Raw genomic sequence first — 16,986 nt, forward strand, 5'->3', positions numbered from 1 at the left:
TTCCGGATTAAAGGCATCTGGACACACTATCCCTTCAACCGGCTCAACTGCCCATACGTCTCTACATCCAGCCCGATGCGCTCTAAAAACCTGTGGGATAACGCAATAACCTCCCCATTATCCGGATAGCCGACATCATTCGGCTGCCGGAGCGTCAGCGGCGGGATGGGCTTGCGTTCCCTATGCTCCTTCCTCAGCGTATTGACCCAGGCAATTGTCTGGTTGATGAAAAGCACCACTTCCATGCCATCTTTCGGACAGGGCAACATACAAAATTGAACAGCATGGTAAGGCTCAGGAATCGGCGGCAGCTTGCCGGTCACCTCTCCGGACAGGTCACTCCTGTCGATATCCATATGGTTCAAACCCAACGCATTCCGTTTCAGCGGCTGGTAAGTCGTCCTTTTGGACGCCAGGGGAAAGTCATCCTGTACAAACCGGCACAAGGCGTCCGTGTCTTCCATGGGCTGGTACTCGTGACCGTTCCGGATTAACACATTACAGCCCTCCAAAACCTGTTGAATCGTATCCAGGTCCAGGCTTTCTTCCCATTCATTCACTTTCTGCGACAGGTAGAGAAAGTATGACGGCTGGTTGTTTAACCTGTCCGTCCTGTACAGCTTTGGCATCCATGACTGGTTATCGACATCAACAAACAACCTGTATAACTGCACCGGATCGTTGGAAAGTACCAGACTGGCATCAAGGTGCAGGTTCCATGAATGTCCCTTCATGGGCAATGCATTTACCGGGGAAAAGACGAATCTGTCCAGGCATTGATAAACGGTCAGTTTTTCACCAAAAACCGTCAAATGCTGATCTGGCAGATAGGGAGGATGGGTCAGTTCCAGGAGACCATCGCTCTCGCGCAGACACAGGTCAAAAACAAAACCGGATATGTACATTCTTTTGAAAATTCTTTGCCCCTCGCTAATAGTAATTTCAGGCCCCCTGGTGAAATGGATGTCAGACAGTTGATGCGACTGTTCTTTCAGGGCGTTTTCCCAGTGCACGAGTAACCTGTCAAAGTCATTCCTGCTGCCCGTGAAATACCATTTGAATTCGTTACCCAGTTTGAACATTCCGCTAGGTATTCTTACAGTCTCGGGCCTCACGCCTCCCTTTCCAGCGGTTTTATAGCCGACATGCCGTCCAGATACCGTTGACGCAGGTAAGGCGTCTGGCGGGAGACAAGTACCATTAGCCAGCGCCGGATTCGGGATCGCCCTGAACATGGAGCCCAATATCATACCTGTCCAGAGGGCTTTTATTTTTTCTGTATTACGATTGATGATGTCGTCTGCAAGTTGGGCATGATGCGCTTTTTTTTCCCAGTAGAGCACGCTGACAGCCAGCGCCCTTAATTTGTTATTGAACAGGCTGCAATTCTTAACTTCTCCGGATAGTGTTTTGTAAGTCGACGGCAGATTCGCCCTGCTGCCCTGCAGATAATATTGCGCAGACCGGTCGTTTTCCCGAATTTCACGGCAAAAGGCGCGAAAAAAAGGCTCTGCCAGCAAAAAGTCACCATAAAGCTTGTCCTTGTTGCCGTAGAAGATAACGTCACGCCGCTTGTTATGCATGATCGCCGCAAGGCTGACGCTGAGTTTGAAAACCAGGAAAGGGATCGCTGTTGCGTCATCCAGTAAGCAGGGGTAGCCTGCACCGATGTAGGACCAGTGGTGATAATCAGGCACCATCATTCCAATTCTTTTATGCAACTGCTGGTTGTTGTGAAAAAAGTACGTCGCGCGCTTCTGACTCGAAGCGGAATAATGTTCTATCAGACTGATATCCTTGCGGATCGCGGCAATTAATTCCGAAGGCTCAGGCAGCCCCATGCCCGTTGCATAGGATTCCAGCACCTTTTCCAGTTCATCCTTGTAATCGAAACTATAGAGAGCCTCTTCCGGCATCGGGCGCCTGACCAGAGCGCTGTACATGTTGTCCTGTGCGTCATTGATGCTTTTTTCCAGGTAATCCGGCACAAACAGATGACCGATCGATCCCAGCGATACCGGTTTCAGGGAAATATTCCGTTTTGCCAGCGTGTTATCGTTATCCGCATACCGCACCGTAGTCATGCCCAGGTAACGTGGGGAAATAAACTGAGTGGTTACTGGCTGACGTATTTTCCCCTGCACCTGCGCCAGCGTACGGTTTAGCAGTGCCGGGAATGCCTTGAATCTGATCATTTGGATTGTGAACTCCCTGTAATGGAATGACGATCACCGTCACATCAGGATTTCATCACCAGCAGATCACAGCCATTGTTTCACTCAGTCTGGACCTGATTTTTGTCGAGTGATGTGTATCGCAGTTTTCAATGCCGGTGCTTTCATCGACCGGGAACTTTCAATCTGCCAGATTATGACCCGTACTCCAGACGACAAGTTCATTATCAATACTTGCAAGACTGTTTATCCTGACCATCGGTAACACTGGCCTGTTGAGCGATTGACACTTGAGGCAGACAGAAACACCGTAAGGTCTTCGTCCGACCTGTCTGCATAAAAGGAAAATTCAGAAAGGAGAGGTGGCGGAGGAGCAAAGCGCCGGGGCCTGATGGCCCCGAAGCAAACAGTTATCGGCTTACAGCCGCATTTCAATGCCCTGCGAGGCCATGTACTGCTTGGCTTGTGGAATCGTGTGCTGTCCGAAGTGGAAGATGCTGGCGGCCAGTACCGCATCCGCACGTCCTTCCCTGATTCCGTCTACGAGATGATCCAGTGTGCCGGCTCCACCTGAAGCGATAACAGGAATGGTAAGCGCGTCACTGATTGCCCGGGTGACACCGAGGTCATAACCATTTTTGACGCCGTCCTGATCCATGCTGGTCAGCAGGATTTCACCGGCGCCAAAGGCTTCCATCTTTCTGGCCCATTCCACCGCATCCAGACCGGTGGGCTTACGGCCACCATGGGTAAAAATTTCCCAGCGATCAGGCTCTCCAGGCTGACTGACCTTCTTGGCATCAATGGCTACGACAATGCACTGAGCGCCAAATTTGTCGGATGCCGCGCGAACAAAATCCGGATTAAACACAGCAGCCGTGTTAATACTGACTTTATCCGCTCCCGCGTTGAGCATGGTGCGAATATCTTCCAATTCACGGATTCCCCCGCCAACGGTCAGCGGAATGAAGACCTCGCTGGCCATCCGCTCCACCGTATGCACCGTGGTGTCACGGCCTTCGTGGCTGGCGGTAATATCCAGAAACGTAATCTCGTCGGCACCCTGCTCGTTGTAGCGACGGGCGACTTCTACGGGGTCGCCGGCATCACGGATATCCACAAACTGGACGCCTTTGACGACACGACCGTTATCCACATCCAGACAGGGAATGATTCGCTTGGCCAAACCCATGACTTACTCTCCCGCTGTCTGAACACAGCTCTTATCAGGCTGGTCACAGAAAGCCTGCGCTTGCGCTACATCCAGCGTACCTTCATAAATCGCGCGACCGGTAATAGCGCCCAGAATGCCCTGATCAGCAACCGCTTTCAGGGCACGGATGTCATCCATATTCGTGATACCACCAGAGGCCACAACCGGAATATTCACACTCTGCGCCAGACGCAGCGTCGCTTCCACATTGACGCCCTGCATCATGCCGTCACGGGCGATATCGGTATAAACAATGCTGGAGACACCGTCGCCTTCAAACTGGCGAGCCAGGTCGATGACATTGATATCCGAAACTTCCGCCCAGCCGTCGGTTGCTACCCAACCATCTTTGGCATCCAGACCAACAATGATATGACCGGGGAACGCCTTGCAGGCTTCCGCCACAAACGCGGGTTCACGGACAGCCTTTGTACCAATGATCACGTAGCTGACACCCGCTTTCAGGTAAGCCTCAATGGTATCCAGTGTACGGATGCCGCCGCCAATCTGGATGGGCAGCTCCGGATAACGGGCTGCAATCGCACGCACCACGTCGCCATTAACCGGCTCACCGGCAAAGGCGCCATTAAGGTCCACCAGGTGCAGCCGCCGGCAACCCGCCTCAACCCAGCGTTGCGCCATGGAGACAGGATCATCGGAGAATACGGTGGAATCGTCCATCAGTCCCTGACGCAGGCGAACACAGGCGCCGTCCTTGAGGTCTATCGCAGGTATGATAAGCATGGAACGTGATTAACTCCCTGATACTTCTTTTGGTATCTCAACAACACAGCGTTGCAAAACGCATCTTCATTCAGGCTTACGGATTCCAGCGCAGGAAATTTCCCAGCAGGGTAAGCCCGTCGTCTGCACTCTTTTCCGGATGGAACTGGACGGCAAACAGGTTATTCCGTGCCAGTACCGCATCAAAGTTCAGACCGTAATGGCAATGACCGGCTACATCGCCCGCATTATCTGCCGTGACATAATAGCTGTGGACAAAGTAGAAACGACTGTCATCTTCTATACCGGACCAGAGTGGATGGTCCAATGTCTGACGCACCTGGCTCCAGCCCATGTGAGGCACTTTGAGCTTCTCACCGTTTTCCTGAAGATCACGACCGAAGAACTTTACATTGCCCGGTACCAGGCCAATGCCCTCTACGCCGCCATTTTCTTCGCTGTGCTCAAGTAATACCTGCATGCCGACGCAGATACCCAGCAATGGTCGGTTCTGGACCACTTGCTGCACCAGTTTGTCGACACCCTGCCGGCGAATTTCCGCCATACAATCACGAATGGCGCCGACACCGGGCAGCACCACCCGGTCGGCTTCCAGAATCACATCCGGTGATGCGGTGACTTCCACCCGCATGCCATCCGGCGCTACATGCTCCAGCGCCTTGGCCGCCGAGTGCAGGTTACCCATGCCATAATCAATGACCGCTACTGTCTTCATGCGTTCTCCATTGATAATCGATTGCCCTGCACGGGATTACAGGCAGCCTTTGGTCGACGGCATCTGGTCCGCCATGCGCGGGTCTGCAGTCAGAGCCATACGCAGGGCGCGACCGAACGCCTTGAAGACCGTCTCAATCTGGTGATGGGTATTCATGCCACGCAGGTTGTCCACATGCAGCGTGACCTGGGCGTGGTTAACGAAGCCCTGGAAGAATTCACGGAACAGGTCCACATCAAAACCACCGACCATGGCGCGGGTATAGTCCACGTTAAATTCCAGGCCGGGACGACCGGAGAAATCAATCACTACGCGGGACAGCGCTTCATCCAATGGCACATAAGCATGGCCATAACGATTGATGCCTTTCTTATCGCCTACCGCCCTGGCAAAAGCCTGCCCAAGGGTGATGCCGATATCTTCGACAGAATGGTGGTCATCAATATGCGTATCGCCCTCGCACCGGACATTGAGGTCAATCAGACCATGCCGGGCAATCTGGTCGAGCATATGTTCAAGGAAGGGAATACCGGTATCGAAAGCAGCCTGCCCGTCTCCATCCAGGTTGATTTCTGCCCGGATGCGGGTTTCAAGCGTATTGCGCTCAACGGTGGCCTTGCGGTCAGCCATAATCTGCTCCGTTTGGGATAACTGTCGCTGGCTGTTACGGTAAAAAACAGCCATCAGCAACAGGCCTCTGGGGCGTTTGAGTTATTCTGGTGGGGGCATTATATAGTCTTGCGCAGGGCGTGACACGAATTCCTTGTCGTCAATGCAGACTTGCGATCAGCTGTGCTGGCCGTATTATTTCTCTCTCATTTCATACATCGTGTTTCCAGGTACTGTCCTCATGCCTATTCTGCTCGAAGTCCTCCCGGCACAACCCACCCCCAGCGACCTGAATGACCTGCAGAAGATTTACCAGGATGCACCTGACGGACTGTTACCAGAATCCTGCAATCTGGATGACACTGCGGACTTACTCGCGACTCTGCGCCCGGATGCCAATACACGATTGTATGGGGCACGATTTAATGATCGACTGCTTGGTGCTGTCACCGTTACAGAAAACACACGCACCCTGACTGCCAGCTACTTATGCGTTCGAAAAGTAACGCGTAACCGTGGTGTGGGAAAACGGATCATGGACGTACTGCACCAGATAGCCGACGAACAAAACCATGCACTGCACTGTGCAATACCCACAAAGCTGCAATCATCCGAACTGCCAGCCTGGTTAAAGGCACAGCTTTAAATAGTCATTTACCAGCAGCCCATGATTTCATCCAGGTTTTCATCGTGGGCCTGGCGACAGGAGCGTCCAGTAACATCACTGAGCGTTAACGTCTCTCGCGCCAGACGCTCCAGCTTCAACGTCTGATAATGAAGTTCTTCAGTAATATGAAACAACTCCCTGGAAGCTGGCGCAGCTTCAAGTTCTGATGACAGGGTTACCATCAGCTTTACCAGTTCGGACGTCAGTGCACGTCCTTTCAACTGCAATTCACCATACGCCATCTACCCAGCCTCAAATTTTTACAAACCAGGCAAGCATAGTGTGCGATAAGAAAAACACTGCATATAAAGTGGTTTTTGTTATTTCCTGTGCATAACACGCCCGAAGCACCATCACAGCCGGGCTGGTGCGGGCTTGCAATCACCCACTAATCAGATAACTTAAAAGAGTCGACACCGGAATAACACAATGAAAGGACGCACGTTCCCGTTACCAACACTGCTGAGCATCAGTGTGGTGGCTGCCGTAGGCGGCAGTGGATACGTCTCGCCTGTTTTAGCCCTGTCATCCCCCGTTGGCTACACCGCCGCCTGGCAGTGTATGTCCACCATCAATGAGGACTGGCGCTGCAGCCCAGGCCCCGGGCAGCCCTATACCCTGACATTGGCGGAAGTGAAGGAACTCCGGTCAGAGATTGCCAATTCACTCGCCAACCTGACACTGAAAGAAACCAATCCACGGCATCCGGCAGTCGATCCGACAGAAAAGATTCTCGCGCTGAAAAAATACGAAGAACATCCCATGCGCAGTCTCGCTGAGCAGGATTGGGTAGATCGGTTAACCACCGCCTCCTCCTGGCCCGAAGACCAGAACCTGGTGCCAGAGCCGGATCTGCCCGCACCGTCAGCGGGCGACATCTCGGAAGAAGAAGTTCAGAATTCCATTCTACTGTCCCAGTGGCTGAAGCGAGCCAAGAAGCGTTCATCCTGGAAAGAGGCTGAAGAACCTGAAGCCGTCAGCCACCTGGACGATACCCGGTTGTTGCACAATCTTGTCGACAACTCACGGGAAACCTACGAAGAACAGAAGCAGGCCGCCAAATCCGGCGAACAGGATTTATCGGCGGATCAGTGGCTGGATAAGGCAACAGCCCGCTCCTCACTGACAGAATCTGATGACCACAGCCATGAGCTGGCCTTGTCCGTACGGGATGAAGAGGTCAAAACATCAGGCATTCTTTCCGGTCTGCAACCCGGCCCGGCGTTTCCGCAAAAGACGATCACGTCTCCGGACTCCCTGTTGCCACCTGGCATGGTGCAATCTGCACCGATTGTCAGAAACCCCTACACTGTCGCGAAACAACTGACACAGCAGCAGGCCCAATCCGCACAACCTGCACCACAACCCGTGCCAGTTGCACAGCCTCAACCGGTATCACCTCCCAAGCCCATCGGCGTTGGCGGACAACTGTTAGTCAGGCAAGCTACCGGTCAGCCACCGGTTCCCCAGGGATATGTCCCGACACCGGAACCCATGCCAGAGCCCGCATCAGCACCTGCATATGCAACGGCCAGGACAATATCCCAACCGCTGCCACCACTGCCTGATGTCGAAGTGACACCTGCGGAACGTGAAGCACGTGCCGTGAGGCCCAGCGTTGCGAGTCAACCTCAACGCCGTATGCCCTACGGCATGGACATGCCACCTGACCGCTGGCGTTATGCGCCCCATAACACCCTTCCTCCGAAGGCAGAACATCCTTTGGCGTCTGCACCACAGCGCCGCAGCGATCCAAGAAACGTTAATGTTCCGGGGATTGGCGAACAGCAACCTCAACAGCCTCATTACAGTTATAAAAGCGGTGTAAGCTCGACGTTGGCACCACCACAGTCTGCAGGAAACTACCGGCCATCCATGCAGGCGCAGCCAAACCATGCTGTACCCAATGGACAGACGAGCTGGTCACTGTCAGGACAGCCAGTAGCAACTTACGCGCCTGCGCCCCGCCAGGCGCCAGCTCCCCGGCAAAACGTTCAACAACAGATAGCACAACAACCTTATCGCTACCGGGCTGATGAACGGCTGGCGCCGTCACTGCCCAAATACAGTACTGAGCCATCATGGCCCCAGGCAGCGGCAGAGGATATTCCCAGGCAGAAGCCCGATAGTGCTTATTCGCGGATGAAGCAGTTCAACCGGCCACCGCCGATATCACCCAATGATATTTTCAAGCTGGCCTCCAGTGCTCCTGAGGCAAAGCAGCCTGCACCGGAAAGCAAAAGAAAACCGGAACAACCCTCAACGCCTGTTAACTCGATTGAACGTTTCCGGCAGAAAACCGCTGAACCGGATCCGATACGGTCGCCCTATCAGTCCAGTGCGCCGCAACAACCGGCTAATGATCGCTACAGGCAATCAACAGATGATGCCTACAACCGTTTCACGGGTAATAGCCGAACCACTACCCAGCCATCGACGCACAACGCTTATGCTTCCAATTCCTATAGTGGCGGCGCAGTGCAACCGGTCAGTTTCAACCGGCAGTCGACGCCAACCAAACCTGCAACACTGGATCAATTCCTCAAGGCCCCCAGAAACCATCTGACGATCCAATGGCTTGCCACCACTCAGCCAGCCAAAATCATGCGTCTGCAGCAACGCTTCCCTGCATTGCAGGATGCGAGTGTTGTCCGTTTCCGCAGGCAGGGCCAAACATGGCATATTCTCCTGACCGGCATATACCCGAATAAACACAGCGCCAGCCAGTTACTAAACCAGGAACCCTGGAAACACATCGCCCGTGCACTGAATCCATGGACGCGATCCCTGGCCGGCATCCACAAGCTGGATCTGGTCATGCCAAATACGACGCGTACAACACCCGACGTAGGACAAGCTCCTGCAGCCTTACCCCAGGGGGACTACACCATTCAGTGGGCGATCGCCCGGACAGCGGGTGAAATCCGTGAGATCCAGGCGCGTTATCCCCAGCTTTCCGGTGCGGAAGCGATCGAAATTCCCCGCCATGGCGGCAGCAGCTATGCCCTGGTACAAGGTCGATATCGTGATAATCTGAGCGCCATGGACGCCCTGCGCCAACCGCGCATGGCTATGCTGGCCAATGACCTGCGCCCGGTCACACGCCCCATGGCCAGCATCCGCAACAGTCGTCCCCTGCCCCAGGCAGTGTACTCACACATGAGCATTCCCATGGATGACTCAATCCAACGTCTTATGCAGGCACCTGACGGCACCTACACTATCCAGTGGCTGGCAGCCAACAAGCCGGATGTCCTGGCAGACCTGCAATACCGCTACCCGGAATTGAATGATGCTGTCACCGTCCGCTTCCGTCGTAATGACCGTGACTGGTATGTGTTAGTTCAGGGACAGTATCCCAATAGCCGGGCAGCACAAAGGGCATTGCAGAAACCTGGTATGCGGGAACTGGCGAACAAACTGAATCCCTGGACCCGTTCTGTCGCCAGCCTTCGCAACGCTATTGGTTCCTAGAATCGATAGAACACATTGAAGTAGTGCCCAACACCGTTGGAATCGGTTTTCTTACCATCAAGCACTTCACCATTCTTCCACTGGGTCATGTGGTGATAGAGCTTGGCGCCATAGCCTGCTCCCCAATGTTTATCGTGATACCAGAGGCCCAGGTAAGCCTGAAAGGAGTCATCCGTGCGGTAGGCTTTTTCAAAGGCATTCTCATTCTTCGGCATTTTGCTGTCGAACTCCCAGTCAAAATAGCCCTGGAAAACAATCATCTGGTCGTCACCAAGCATTTTCAGAGGCTTGAACCAGTTGGCGTGTAACACGTAACCATCCCATGAACGCTCATTGGACGCCCCGTAATTGTCGTAAATATACCGTTTGTAGAAATCAACACCGGTTTTGCCCAGCCAGGGAACCATGAGATCCGTTCCTATCCCGACCCAGAGGTTCTGACCGCCGCCATTATGGCCAACCACTTTGTCAGGTTCTTCGGAATCAAACTCATACTTGTCCCCGTCCATCATGTTCAGGGTGAACGACAGGTACCACTCCCGGAACGGCCCGACCGCCAGGTCAGTCTGGAACAGGCCGTCCATCGACAACCGGGGCGCTATCTTGGCGAAAAAATTATCGGCCTTGTTCTTGTCGCTGTGGGAGCTGCCGAGAATGTCCAGGAAATCCACGTAACCGTAGAGGCCCACGATCCCGGAACGACCGCCGAATTCAATTTCAAAGTAGGTATCATCAAACTTGAAGGGACCACCGCGCTGGTCAATGCCCCGGTACAGGTGCCAGTTCATCCACAGGTGGTCATCCTTCCGGGTATCCTGTGAATAATCTTCGGCCTGAACGGCGCAGGCCATTCCCAATAACAGGCAGACTCCGGCCAGTCGGCGGAAAATACACAAACCATCAACTTTGCACACGGGACTTCTCCAGAAAGAAAAACAGGGCGAGAGGATGTAAGGTTCGAGACAATTTCAGGAGTGCCCTTGAGTGTAGACAGGAACCATCAGAACAGCAGGTAAATACCCTGCAACAAATGGAACCAGGTGTTAGGATCATAACCGGGAAATTATGGATAACCGTTTAAAACAACATCATGGAGAAAGTTGACACCGTTATTATCGGCGCGGGTGTAATCGGCCTTGCCATTGCCAGGCAACTGGCTCGCCCGGGCAGGTCCGTATTTGTGCTGGAACAGCATGACCAGTTCGGTGAAGAAACCAGCAGCCGTAACAGTGAGGTGATCCACGCCGGTATCTACTATCCTTCAGGATCGCTTAAGGCTTCTCTTTGTGTACGCGGCAAAGCGCTGCTCTATGACTATTGTGAACAGCACAGCATTCCCTTCCGCCGTACCGGTAAATTGATTGTTGCTAATGCAACAGAAGAGATCCGGCAGCTGGAACACATTTATTCCCAGGCAACAGCCAGTGGTGTCAGGGATCTTCAGTGGTTATCTCAGGAAGAACTGAAGGAAAAGGAACCGGCAGTCACCGGTATAGCCGCGCTCTTCTCTCCCTCAACAGGGATCATCGACAGTCATACCTATATGCAAACCCTGTTACTGCAAGCCACACAGAATGAGGCCGAGCTGGTTACGGGCACCCGCGTTCTTTCAGTGTCCTGCAACCGTATGCAAGATGGCTTTCTCGTGACCGCCGTTACCAATGGTGAAACTTACCAGTTTCAAAGTCGTTCCCTGATCAATGCTGCCGGACTTGGCGCCCAACAGATTGCAGCAGATTTAACCGGCAAAACGTCAGTGCCTCCGCTCTATTACTGCAAGGGACACTATTGTTCTCTGCAAGGCAGCCGTCAGCTCTTTCGCCACCTCGTTTATCCTGTACCAGAGCAGAACACCACGGGTCTTGGTATTCATGCCACGATAGATCTGGCGGGCAATACCCGCTTCGGACCCGACACAGCCTATATCGATACGGTCGATTACCGTATGCCTGCCGAGGCTCCGGAAAGCTGGTATGCTGCCATACGCCGCTACTGGCCTGATCTGCCAGATGGCGCACTGCAACCGGACTACAGCGGCATACGCCCTAAACTGCAGCAGGCCGGGGAAACGTCCCGGGATTTTGTCATCCAGGGCCATCAAACTCACGGACTACCGGGGCTGATCAATCTTTTCGGCATTGAGTCACCGGGACTCACCGCCTCCCTGGCACTGGCCGGGTATGTTGAATCACTGTTAGAGGGACACGGTCCCAGGGAACACTTGCAATGAAGACACTGTTCAAGTGGCTGACAGGCATTCTTGTCAGCCTGATCGTACTCATCATTCTTGCTGCGGTTCTGTTACCCGTCGTCATTAACCCGGATGATTACCGGGAGCAGCTTCGCTCTGCAGTCTCTGAAAACACCGGTTACGATTTACATCTCAACGGCCCGATCAGTTGGTCGCTCTTTCCACGGCTGGGTTTGAGTGTGGAGGATATCCAGGTTGACGACATCCATAATAAACCGCTCGCGACGCTCAAACAGGCAGATATCCACATCGCCGTGATGCCACTCATCCTTCATCGGCACGTTGATATGCAGGCACTGGTACTGGAAGGATTAACCCTGAACCTTGAGCGCGATGCCCAGGGAAACCCTAACTGGGACAATCAGGAGAAAAACGCCGGCGCGACTGATATTTCCAGTAAGCCCGACCAGTCCCAGCCCTCAACATCAACGACATCAGCAGAGTCACTGAGCCTCAACATTGCCAGCATTGATATCAGCCAGATCAACCTGAATTATCAGGATAAACAGACCGGCCAATCACTGGCGATCCATTACGCCCATCTGCACACCGATGCGATTGAAGCAGGCAAACCCTTTAACCTGGATGCAGGGTTTTCACTGGAAAGCAGCGAACCTCCATTGCACGCGGCTGTCGCCCTGGAAGCCGGCTTGATTCTGGATTTGAAAAAACGCGCATTCAAGGCTGATCAACTGAACCTGACCATCATCCCGGAAAAACAGGCAGAACCGGTTAAACTGACCATTATCGCCACACTTCAGGGTACCGATAGCCAGCTGGATGGAAACATCACACTTCAGCCAGTCAACCTGAAACGTTTCCTGCAGCAGCTGGAGCTTCCCCTGCCCGAAATGGGCAACAACAAGGCCCTGACCAATGTCAGTCTTACCGCTAATGTGAACGCAGCCGATAACCGCGCCAGTCTCCAGGATCTCAAACTGGTGTTGGATAACTTTGACCTGAATGGAAAACTGGCCATTTCGGACATCAAAAGCAATGCCCTGCGCTTTACCCTCAAGGGGTCTGACCTGGTACTGGATGATTACCTGCCGGTGACACCTCAAACACCACCAAAAACCGATGATGGTAAAGCGACCAAACAGAACCAGCCTCCGACAAAAGCATCTGTGAATGTGCCAGTCATTCCCGTTGAATTGCTGAAGCCTCTAAATCTTGATGGAAAGCTGTCGCTCTCAGGCCTGACAGCCAAGGGGTTCCGTTTTGACAAACCGACACTGGCCATTAAGGCCAATAATGGCGTGCTGTCGATCAGCAAACTGAATGCCGGTTTCTATGACGGGGTTATTGATGGCAAAGCCAGGATTGATGTCAATGGCACCCCGCAAGTATCGGCAAACAGTATGATACAGGACATTGATCTCCATGCCCTGTCTGCTGCGATACCAGACATGCAGGCTGTCAGCGGCAAAGCCAATGCCAGCATTCGCCTGCTGACCAGTGGCCTGACTGATGCCGAGCTGATCAGACACCTAAACGGCGTCGTTGAGTTTTATGTGGATAACGGCGCCATCAACGGTATCAACCTGAACAAGACAGTCTGCAGCGGTATCGCCAGAATACGGCACAAAACCATGTCCAAGGACGACTGGCCTGATGAAACCCGGTTTACCTCACTCAAAGGTACGTTCAATATCAGCAACGGTGTAGCTACCAACAATAACCTCTGTGCCGCCATGGACCAGATCAATCTCTGCGGCGGCGGTACCATCAGCCTGGTCGACCAGGGCCTTGATTACACCATGGGCGTCACGGTCACTGGCAGTACAGCCGAAGAAGATGAGCCTGCCTGTCGCATCAATGAAAAATATGCCGATCTCTCCTGGCCGGTACGTTGCAGCGGTAAACTTGGCGGCAGCGACCTGTGCGGTATTGATGAACAACGTCTGGCCGAACTGGCTGCAACGGTGGCTGAACGGGAATTGAAAGGGAAGCTGCAACAAAAGCTGGACAACAAACTCCGGGAAAAACTCGGTGACCAACTGGGTGAAGAACTTGGGGATAAACTGAAAAATCTATTTAAATAGAATCAGTTACAAACAACAAAAGTTATCCACATCCATCCACAGCTTTTGCTGTGGATGGGCACACATTGAACAGGTAATACCCCGACTGTTATATCAGGCAGGACAAGCGCATAGTGTCCAACGATAACAATATCGAGATAAACAACATTCACCTTGAATACGCAATTGATGAGCCAAACTTCCGGCAGTTTCAGCCAGCGAGTGCTTGAGTGGTATGACCAGCATGGTCGCAAGCACCTGCCCTGGCAGCAAAATATCACTCCGTACCGGGTCTGGATCAGTGAAATCATGCTCCAGCAGACCCAGGTGAAAACCGTCATCCCATACTTCGAAACCTTTATGGAACGGTTTCCGGATGTCCATGCACTGGCGGCGGCACCAGTGGATGATGTCCTGCACTTATGGAGTGGCCTGGGTTACTACAGCCGTGCCAGAAACCTCCACAAGGCAGCCTGTCAGGTCGTTGAGCGGTTTAACGGTGAATTTCCCCGGTCCATTGACTTGCTGACAGAGTTACCCGGCATCGGCCGCTCTACAGCCGGCGCCATTGCCAGTATCAGTATGGGCATTCGCGCCCCCATCCTGGACGGCAATGTCAAGCGGGTACTGGCCCGACACCATGCCATTGATGGCTGGCCAGGACAAAGCGCAGTTGCCAACAAACTCTGGGAGATTGCAGAACAACATACGCCCCGGGAACGACTTCCCCAATACACCCAGGCAATGATGGATCTGGGCGCAATGATCTGTACCCGTACCCGCCCCACCTGTCACCTCTGCCCCCTAGAGGAAAGCTGCGTGGCGCACGCCATGGGTGATACGGCATCCTATCCGGGCAAAAAACCAAAGAAAACACTCCCCGAGCGTCAGGTTCGTATGTTGATGGTGGTTAATCATTTAGGCGAAGTACTGCTGCAAAAAAGGCCGTCACAGGGCATTTGGGGAGGACTTTGGAGCTTTCCTGAAATTGAAATCCATGCATCGCTGGATGAGAGTGCTGCCGCGATCGCCGGTACGGCCCTGTATGGCATTGAAACCTGGACAGCATTTCGCCATACGTTCAGCCACTACCACCTGGACATCACTCCTGTGAAAGCATTCACAGCAGAGGAAACAGAGGCTCTTCAGGGAAATGATCAGCGATGCTGGGCAGCGATTAACAATCCCGGGACTATCGGGCTCGCCGCACCGGTGACAAAACTATTACGTAAGTTGGCGCAAAGTTTATAGATTCGGCTAAAAAGAAGATGCCTTGTTTCATTGAAACAGGGCTTCCCTGCACAACTCATCCAGCTCAGAACCCGACAATATTGCATATTGAATCAATAGGCATAAATCCATCACACATTTACTTCAACACGGCAACAAGCGACAGACCAATTATTATGCGCCTCTAAAAATGCGCCTCATACTTCTTATTAATATATGGGTAAACGTTATCAGAGAGTTTATATCCAGGTTCAACAGAAGCTCTCGCCAATCGATAACCACCCGTACACAGGCCGTAAAGTGCTCCCCCTACAATATCAATCGGAAGAGCCAAAATTGCCGGCAACATATAGCAGGGAACGCAAAATATACACACTATTGAGGCTATAGCAGCCCTGACGAAACAAATGAGCGCTTTGGTTATCGCCACGATTGGAGCCAGCACGGTTCCAACAATAAAAGTAATCGGAAGAAATACACAGGCGATGAAACGAATGAACAGGTTTTTCTGCGGTACATCCCCCCCAGTATTCTGCCCGGGAGTATTCGTTTGCTGGACGACGGGCTTTCCTGGAACCGTAGTAACCCGAGGAGAGTACGGAGGAGGTGAATACGGAGGAGGAGGCGGATCTGTATATTCTTCCGTATAAGGAGGAGGATCCGCTGGATAGCCTCCAGATTCTGATAGATAAGGAGAACTGGTAAAGTGTCCTGTAATGTTGGGGTAAAGAGAACATGTGCTGGGCATAGTTGTATTAACCTCAAAAACAAGATGGGTATCATCTTTTAACATCAAAGAAATTTGTTCATGTGTTCTGCGTTTTTTGACATATCAACAGGGAAATAGTTTCTTCGATAGTGCCGGTCCCCCCCCTTTTAACACGTTAAAACAGGCGGACTTCGCCATTTTAGTAACGAAGTACGCACAGTTTTGTGTTAGTAACAGTTAACAAAAATGGACATTTACGCTGACAATGAACCACTTACCCATAGTTAACCGATCTTGATATATCCCTCCTCCCGCCAAATACCGTTATGATTGTGCCCAGTGTTAACTCAGGAGCCCAACCATGAGCCGTACCGTACACTGCATAAAACTCAAGAAAGACGCCCCCGGACTGGATATCCCCCCTTACCCCGGTGAAAAGGGCAAATGGATTTATGAGAATGTCTCCCGTGAAGCCTGGACGCAGTGGACCCAGCATCAGACCCGCCTGATCAACGAGAAGCACCTGAACCTGCTCGACCCGCAAACACGCAAGTACCTTGGCGAACAGATGGACAAATTCTTCGCCGGCAGCGACTACGACATGGCCGAAGGCTACGTGCCGGAAAAGAACGATTAAACGCTTCGGGCGGATAAAGTGCACAGCTGTGCATTTTATCCCTGCAAAAAATCCTGCCGGGGGTGTTGACTCCCGGAACGTAAAACAGTTTAATACCGCCGCATTCACGCCATGCCTGGGTAGCTCAGTTGGTAGAGCAGCGGATTGAAAATCCGCGTGTCGGTGGTTCGATTCCGCCCCTAGGCACCATGTTTCACTTCCCATGAAGTACGTTGGCGGTAAGCACATCATCAAGTGCACGAATGTCGTGCCTGGGTAGCTCAGTTGGTAGAGCAGCGGATTGAAAATCCGCGTGTCGGTGGTTCGATTCCGCCCCTAGGCACCATATCAGGAAAGCCCCGTTACTCATTAGCATCGGGGCTTTTTTTGTTGTACGGACGTATGAAATATGCAACCAGACCATTTACGATTGATGCATTGGTTATGGGCTCTCCCTTCAGCGTTATGCTATCCCCATCTTTTCCTTTTCAGCGTTATTATGAAATCGTTGCTCGTCTCAGAGACAGTGCTTTCTAATCCATCCACAACGCTACACACTA

14 protein-coding genes and 2 tRNA genes are annotated in these 16,986 nt (G+C 52.6%); 8 read left to right on the plus strand and 8 right to left on the minus strand.

Translation table 11 applies throughout. The features are described 5' to 3' along the window. Positions 1-26 precede the first annotated feature (26 nt). The 5 genes from AC27K1_RS17580 to hisB form a co-directional block, all read right to left on the minus strand. Positions 27-2,195, minus strand: coding sequence for a hypothetical protein (locus AC27K1_RS17580; protein WP_487152101.1), 2,169 nt, complete (start codon positions 2,193-2,195; stop codon positions 27-29). 397 nt (positions 2,196-2,592) lie between these two features. Continuing rightward, positions 2,593-3,366, minus strand: coding sequence for an imidazole glycerol phosphate synthase subunit HisF (gene hisF / locus AC27K1_RS17585; protein WP_487152102.1), 774 nt, complete (start codon positions 3,364-3,366; stop codon positions 2,593-2,595). A 3-nt stretch (positions 3,367-3,369) separates the two neighbouring features. Next, positions 3,370-4,131 (minus strand): 1-(5-phosphoribosyl)-5-[(5-phosphoribosylamino)methylideneamino]imidazole-4-carboxamide isomerase, encoded by a 762-nt coding sequence (gene hisA / locus AC27K1_RS17590; RefSeq protein ID WP_487152103.1) that lies wholly within the window; start codon positions 4,129-4,131, stop codon positions 3,370-3,372. A gap of 76 nt (positions 4,132-4,207) precedes the next feature. After that, on the minus strand, positions 4,208-4,846 hold the full coding sequence (gene hisH / locus AC27K1_RS17595; protein WP_487152104.1) for an imidazole glycerol phosphate synthase subunit HisH: 639 nt from the start codon (positions 4,844-4,846) through the stop codon (positions 4,208-4,210). A 36-nt stretch (positions 4,847-4,882) separates the two neighbouring features. Continuing rightward, complete coding sequence (gene hisB, locus AC27K1_RS17600) at positions 4,883-5,476, minus strand: imidazoleglycerol-phosphate dehydratase HisB (RefSeq protein ID WP_487152105.1); 594 nt, start codon at positions 5,474-5,476, stop codon at positions 4,883-4,885. A gap of 220 nt (positions 5,477-5,696) precedes the next feature. On the opposite strand from hisB, the gene AC27K1_RS17605 reads away from it, so the two are divergent. Next, entirely contained in the window at positions 5,697-6,101 is a 405-nt protein-coding gene (locus tag AC27K1_RS17605) for an acetyl-CoA sensor PanZ family protein (protein ID WP_487152106.1), read from the plus strand. Positions 6,102-6,109: 8 nt separating this feature from the next. Here the strand turns inward: AC27K1_RS17605 and AC27K1_RS17610 are convergent, their stop codons facing one another. Beyond that, positions 6,110-6,364, minus strand: coding sequence for a hypothetical protein (locus tag AC27K1_RS17610; protein ID WP_487152107.1), 255 nt, complete (start codon positions 6,362-6,364; stop codon positions 6,110-6,112). Positions 6,365-6,551: 187 nt separating this feature from the next. Here AC27K1_RS17610 and AC27K1_RS17615 point away from each other — a divergent pair, with 187 nt between their 5' ends. Then, positions 6,552-9,596 carry a hypothetical protein gene (locus tag AC27K1_RS17615; RefSeq protein ID WP_487152108.1) on the plus strand — a complete coding sequence of 1,015 codons (3,045 nt, stop codon included), beginning with the start codon at positions 6,552-6,554 and terminating at the stop codon, positions 9,594-9,596. Here AC27K1_RS17615 and AC27K1_RS17620 read toward each other — a convergent pair. Further along, complete coding sequence (locus tag AC27K1_RS17620; RefSeq protein ID WP_487152109.1) at positions 9,593-10,510, minus strand: nucleoside-specific channel-forming Tsx family protein; 918 nt, start codon at positions 10,508-10,510, stop codon at positions 9,593-9,595. The two genes, AC27K1_RS17615 and AC27K1_RS17620, sit on opposite strands and share 4 nt — an antisense overlap. 176 nt (positions 10,511-10,686) lie before the next feature. On the opposite strand from AC27K1_RS17620, the gene AC27K1_RS17625 reads away from it, so the two are divergent. The 3 genes from AC27K1_RS17625 (at position 10,687) to mutY (ending at position 15,122) form a co-directional block, all read left to right on the plus strand. Then, entirely contained in the window at positions 10,687-11,826 is a 1,140-nt protein-coding gene (locus tag AC27K1_RS17625) for an NAD(P)/FAD-dependent oxidoreductase (RefSeq protein WP_487152110.1), read from the plus strand. Continuing rightward, positions 11,823-13,892 (plus strand): AsmA family protein, encoded by a 2,070-nt coding sequence (locus tag AC27K1_RS17630; RefSeq protein WP_487152111.1) that lies wholly within the window; start codon positions 11,823-11,825, stop codon positions 13,890-13,892. Before AC27K1_RS17625 ends, AC27K1_RS17630 begins: the two co-directional genes overlap by 4 nt. A gap of 168 nt (positions 13,893-14,060) precedes the next feature. Then, positions 14,061-15,122: an A/G-specific adenine glycosylase gene (mutY, locus tag AC27K1_RS17635; protein ID WP_487152112.1), complete on the plus strand. Its 1,062-nt coding sequence runs from the start codon at positions 14,061-14,063 to the stop codon at positions 15,120-15,122. A 163-nt stretch (positions 15,123-15,285) separates the two neighbouring features. On the opposite strand, the gene AC27K1_RS17640 is transcribed toward mutY, so the two are convergent. Beyond that, positions 15,286-15,894 carry a hypothetical protein gene (locus AC27K1_RS17640; RefSeq protein WP_487152113.1) on the minus strand — a complete coding sequence of 203 codons (609 nt, stop codon included), beginning with the start codon at positions 15,892-15,894 and terminating at the stop codon, positions 15,286-15,288. A 277-nt stretch (positions 15,895-16,171) separates the two neighbouring features. Between AC27K1_RS17640 and AC27K1_RS17645 the strand changes: the two genes are divergently transcribed. From AC27K1_RS17645 to AC27K1_RS17655, 3 genes are all read left to right on the plus strand, one after another. Continuing rightward, positions 16,172-16,447, plus strand: coding sequence for an oxidative damage protection protein (locus AC27K1_RS17645; protein ID WP_487152114.1), 276 nt, complete (start codon positions 16,172-16,174; stop codon positions 16,445-16,447). Between the two features lie 113 nt (positions 16,448-16,560). Further along, positions 16,561-16,636, plus strand: a tRNA-Phe gene (locus tag AC27K1_RS17650). 60 nt (positions 16,637-16,696) lie between these two features. Further along, a tRNA-Phe gene (locus AC27K1_RS17655) sits at positions 16,697-16,772 on the plus strand. Positions 16,773-16,986 lie beyond the last annotated feature (214 nt).

Source organism: Kistimonas ophiarachnellae (assembly GCF_057552235.1).

Coding starts and splice junctions, on each gene's coding strand:
- AC27K1_RS17580 (WP_487152101.1), bottom strand. CDS start 2,195: ATGATCAGATTCAAGGCATTCCCGGCACTGCTAAACCGTACGCTGGCG.
- hisF (WP_487152102.1), bottom strand. CDS start 3,366: ATGGGTTTGGCCAAGCGAATCATTCCCTGTCTGGATGTGGATAACGGT.
- hisA (WP_487152103.1), bottom strand. CDS start 4,131: ATGCTTATCATACCTGCGATAGACCTCAAGGACGGCGCCTGTGTTCGC.
- hisH (WP_487152104.1), bottom strand. CDS start 4,846: ATGAAGACAGTAGCGGTCATTGATTATGGCATGGGTAACCTGCACTCG.
- hisB (WP_487152105.1), bottom strand. CDS start 5,476: ATGGCTGACCGCAAGGCCACCGTTGAGCGCAATACGCTTGAAACCCGC.
- AC27K1_RS17605 (WP_487152106.1), top strand. CDS start 5,697: ATGCCTATTCTGCTCGAAGTCCTCCCGGCACAACCCACCCCCAGCGAC.
- AC27K1_RS17610 (WP_487152107.1), bottom strand. CDS start 6,364: ATGGCGTATGGTGAATTGCAGTTGAAAGGACGTGCACTGACGTCCGAA.
- AC27K1_RS17615 (WP_487152108.1), top strand. CDS start 6,552: ATGAAAGGACGCACGTTCCCGTTACCAACACTGCTGAGCATCAGTGTG.
- AC27K1_RS17625 (WP_487152110.1), top strand. CDS start 10,687: ATGGAGAAAGTTGACACCGTTATTATCGGCGCGGGTGTAATCGGCCTT.
- AC27K1_RS17630 (WP_487152111.1), top strand. CDS start 11,823: ATGAAGACACTGTTCAAGTGGCTGACAGGCATTCTTGTCAGCCTGATC.
- mutY (WP_487152112.1), top strand. CDS start 14,061: ATGAGCCAAACTTCCGGCAGTTTCAGCCAGCGAGTGCTTGAGTGGTAT.
- AC27K1_RS17640 (WP_487152113.1), bottom strand. CDS start 15,894: ATGTTAAAAGATGATACCCATCTTGTTTTTGAGGTTAATACAACTATG.
- AC27K1_RS17645 (WP_487152114.1), top strand. CDS start 16,172: ATGAGCCGTACCGTACACTGCATAAAACTCAAGAAAGACGCCCCCGGA.